The organism is Bacillus sp. JJ634, assembly GCF_036962285.1.
Taxonomy (GTDB): domain Bacteria; phylum Bacillota; class Bacilli; order Bacillales; family DSM-1321; genus Peribacillus; species Peribacillus asahii_A.
The window spans coordinates 1-3,660 of record NZ_JBALMU010000191.1; the positions used below are offsets into that span (position 1 = coordinate 1).

General features: G+C 39.8%; 3 protein-coding genes and 5 tRNA genes. 7 read left to right on the forward strand and 1 reads right to left on the reverse strand.

Translation table 11 applies throughout. The features are described from left to right. Positions 1–142: 142 nt before the first annotated feature. Positions 143–2,311 carry a Tex family protein gene (locus V7068_RS21400; protein WP_499714476.1) on the forward strand — a complete coding sequence of 723 codons (2,169 nt, stop codon included), beginning with the start codon at positions 143–145 and terminating at the stop codon, positions 2,309–2,311. Positions 2,312–2,363: 52 nt separating this feature from the next. On the opposite strand, the gene cmpA is transcribed toward V7068_RS21400, so the two are convergent. Further along, positions 2,364–2,483, reverse strand: coding sequence for a cortex morphogenetic protein CmpA (cmpA, locus tag V7068_RS21405; protein WP_119118989.1), 120 nt, complete (start codon positions 2,481–2,483; stop codon positions 2,364–2,366). Between the two features lie 89 nt (positions 2,484–2,572). Between cmpA and V7068_RS21410 the strand changes: the two genes are divergently transcribed. The 6 genes from V7068_RS21410 to V7068_RS21435 all read left to right on the forward strand — a co-directional run bounded on the left by V7068_RS21410 (position 2,573) and on the right by V7068_RS21435 (position 3,656). Further along, positions 2,573–3,034 carry a SprT family protein gene (locus tag V7068_RS21410; protein ID WP_499714475.1) on the forward strand — a complete coding sequence of 154 codons (462 nt, stop codon included), beginning with the start codon at positions 2,573–2,575 and terminating at the stop codon, positions 3,032–3,034. A gap of 144 nt (positions 3,035–3,178) precedes the next feature. Then, positions 3,179–3,253: transfer RNA gene (locus tag V7068_RS21415), tRNA-Asn, on the forward strand. A gap of 5 nt (positions 3,254–3,258) precedes the next feature. Then, positions 3,259–3,349: transfer RNA gene (locus tag V7068_RS21420), tRNA-Ser, on the forward strand. A 17-nt stretch (positions 3,350–3,366) separates the two neighbouring features. Beyond that, a tRNA-Glu gene (locus V7068_RS21425) sits at positions 3,367–3,438 on the forward strand. A gap of 15 nt (positions 3,439–3,453) precedes the next feature. Then, positions 3,454–3,530: transfer RNA gene (locus tag V7068_RS21430), tRNA-Asp, on the forward strand. 51 nt (positions 3,531–3,581) lie between these two features. After that, positions 3,582–3,656, forward strand: a tRNA-Gln gene (locus V7068_RS21435). Positions 3,657–3,660 lie beyond the last annotated feature (4 nt).

Sequence of the window (3,660 nt, forward strand, 5' to 3'; positions counted from 1 at the left end):
CTAACCATCAGTGGGGATAAAGTCTCCCACTGATGGAAGTTTCACTTTATAAAAATGTTCTTCTAGATAGTGAGGTTCGCAACGTATGGCTATATTTGCTAGACTGTATATAAGAATGTAAAAGCTTGGGGGAAGAACATTGATGATACAAAATGAATTAGTGAAGCAAATAGCTGTAGAATTAACTTTGAAAAGTCATCAAGTGCAAAATGTTATCAATATGCTTGAAGAGGGAAATACGGTTCCGTTTATTGCTCGATATCGGAAAGAGATGACGGGGGCACTTGATGAAGTGCAAATTCGTTCAATTATGGAACGGTGGAACTATTTGGAAAATTTAAATCAGCGAAAAGAAGAAGTTATTCGTTTAATTGAAGAGCAGGGAAAGTTAACGCCAGAGTTAAAACAGCAGATTGAAAAGGCGAGCAAGCTGCAAGAAGTAGAGGACGTGTATCGTCCGTATAAACAAAAAAGAAGAACAAAAGCAACCGTTGCTAAGGAAAAAGGATTAGAGCCGCTTGCTGATTGGTTGTTAGCTTGTCATTCTAATCCAGCTGTTGAAGAAAAGGCAGTTGAGTTTCTTTCAGAAGAAAGAGAAGTGCGATCTGTCGAGGAGGCGATTTCGGGAGCAAAGGATATCATTGCAGAACAAATTTCTGATGATGCCGAGCTGCGTAAATGGATTCGTTCATCCATCTTTAAAACAGGAAAAATCGTTTCAACTGTGAAAAATGAAGAAAAAGACGAAAAGAAGATTTTTGAGATGTATTATGAATATGAAGAGCCCGTCCAAAAAATTGTCCCGCATCGCGTATTAGCGCTTAATCGTGGTGAAAAAGAAGATGTGTTACGAATCTCTGTGCATCCTGTAACGGATTCTATTATTCAATACATTGAGCGTAACGTAATTACGAAACCGCATACAGAGTCAGCTGCTATATTGATGGAATCTATTGAGGATAGTTTCAAACGCCTTATTATGCCATCTGTTGAACGGGAAATTCGTAAAGAATTAACGGAGAAGGCGGAAGATCAAGCCATTCATATTTTCTCAGAAAACTTAAGGAATTTATTATTGCAGCCGCCATTAAAGGGGAAGGTTGTATTAGCGGTCGATCCTGCATATCGGACAGGCTGTAAGTTAGCTGTGATTGATGAAACAGGGAAAGTATTAGAGATTAGTGTTATTTACCCACATCCGCCTGTTTCGAAGCGAGCAGAAGCAAGGGAAAAAACAATAGCTATCTTGCAAAGATTTGCAGTAGAAATTGTTGCAATCGGAAATGGAACGGCCTCAAGGGAAACAGAACAGTTTATTGCAGATATTTTAAAAGAAGTCGAAGGCAGTCTTTCTTATATTATTGTAAATGAGGCAGGAGCGAGCGTTTATTCTGCATCTGACATTGCTCGTGAAGAATTCCCGAATCTCCAAGTGGAAGAGAGAAGTGCGGTTTCGATTGGCAGAAGACTTCAAGACCCGCTTGCAGAATTGGTGAAAATTGATCCGCAGTCTGTTGGTGTCGGTCAATACCAGCATGATGTTTCACAGAAAAAACTTTCAGAGTCGCTTTCTTTTGTTGTAGAAACGGCTGTGAATCAGGTAGGCGTGAATGTTAATACGGCTTCTTCTTCACTGTTGCAGTATGTAGCAGGCTTATCAAAAACAGTCGCTCAGAACATTGTTAAGAAAAGAGAAGAGGAAGGGAAGTTTGCGAGTCGAAAAGAATTGAAAAACATCCCTCGACTCGGAGCGAAAACGTATGAACAATGTATCGGATTTTTGCGAATTTTGAATGGGAGTGAACCACTCGATCAAACTGCTATTCATCCAGAGAATTATAGCGCCGTTAATAAGTTGTTAAAGAAAATAGGGTTTACTTCAGCAGAATTAGGTAGTGAAGCGTTAAATGAGGCGCTGAAAAACCTAGATTTGGCCTTATTAGCAGAAGAGTTAGAAGTTGGTGAGATGACGTTAAAAGATATTATTGATGACTTAATGAAACCCGGACGAGATCCACGTGATAATTTAGCGAAGCCGCTTTTGAAGCAGGATGTGTTGAAAATAGAAGATTTACAAGTGGGGATGGAGTTACAAGGTACGGTACGAAATGTAGTTGATTTCGGTGCCTTCATTGATATCGGTGTGAAACAGGATGGGCTTGTGCATATTTCGAAACTAAGCAATCGTTTTGTTAAACATCCTCTAGATATCGTAGCGGTTGGAGATGTTGTAACGGTTTGGGTCGATCAAGTTGATGTTCAAAAACAACGAGTGGCTCTAACGATGCTGCAACCAAAAGATCAAGGTTAATTTTTTTTGAAAACATCTTCAGGGTGAAGGTGTTTTCTTTATCATTGGAGAACTATGAGCGAAGGCTGTCATTTCTCTGATACAGAAACCAATATCGATTTAGCATTTTAATTTGTGAAGAATCTTTCTCAAAAAAGGCTCTGCGCATTTGATTTTGAAACCATTTAGGCATCATAGGGTTTCCTCCCCTTGGTGTCTCCTATTTTTTCACCAGTATATGCTATAATAGGTTGTCAAGTTACGATTGAGAGGAAAAAAAGTATGAATGACGAACAACTTCAAACACTCGTTGAAGCCATTTCACTTTCCGATTTTCAAAAAACATTTGAACATCGTGCCTATTTTAATCCGCGTCTTCGCACAACGGGAGGGAGATATCTGCTTACGTGTCATAATATAGAAATTAATAAGAAGTATTATGAGGAGCAAGGGATGGAAGAGTTGATTGGGATTGTGAAACATGAGTTATGTCATTACCATTTACACCTAGAGAAGAAAGGCTATCAGCATAAAGATGCGGATTTTAAACATCTATTAAAAAAAGTGGGTGCTCCAAGGTTTTGTAAACCGTTAGCTGTTAATAACAAAAGACATAAGACAAAAATATATGAATACAGTTGTAAAGCCTGTCATCAACAGTATATGAGAAAAAGGCGTGTAAATATTAATCGTTTTGTATGTGGGAAATGTAAGGGAGTGTTATCTTTAGTACGAGAAATTTAAAGGGAAGAAAGAGTTTTTAAAAGAATTGTTGACTTTGCCTAGAAAAGTGTGTATACTCTAAAGAGTCGACAAGATAACAGCTTGTTATTTGAGACAAAATAGAGTTCTTGGAAATGAATTGTGAAAGAACTTGGTTTATATTGTTCCGCAGTAGCTCAGTGGTAGAGCACTCGGCTGTTAACCGAGCGGTCGTAGGTTCGAATCCTACCTGCGGAGCCATTTTTGGGGAAGTACTCAAGAGGCTGAAGAGGCGCCCCTGCTAAGGGTGTAGGTCGGGTAACCGGCGCGAGGGTTCAAATCCCTCCTTCTCCGCCATTTATATAATCTATCAAGGCCCCTTGGTCAAGCGGTTAAGACACCGCCCTTTCACGGCGGTAACACGGGTTCGAATCCCGTAGGGGTCACTTTTATAGAAGTTTGGTCCGGTAGTTCAGTTGGTTAGAATGCCTGCCTGTCACGCAGGAGGTCGCGGGTTCGAGTCCCGTCCGGACCGCCATTATTTTTTTAAGTATATAAAGTTATTTTAAGATAATAATAAAAAGGTCATTGGGCTATAGCCAAGCGGTAAGGCAGCGGATTTTGATTCCGTCATGCGAAGGTTCGAATCCTTCTAGCCCAGCCATTTT

Excerpts from the sequence above, each read along its gene's own strand:
- V7068_RS21400 (WP_499714476.1), top strand. The coding sequence starts at position 143 with ATGATACAAAATGAATTAGTGAAGCAAATAGCTGTAGAATTAACTTTG.
- cmpA (WP_119118989.1), bottom strand. The coding sequence starts at position 2,483 with ATGCCTAAATGGTTTCAAAATCAAATGCGCAGAGCCTTTTTTGAGAAA.
- V7068_RS21410 (WP_499714475.1), top strand. The coding sequence starts at position 2,573 with ATGAATGACGAACAACTTCAAACACTCGTTGAAGCCATTTCACTTTCC.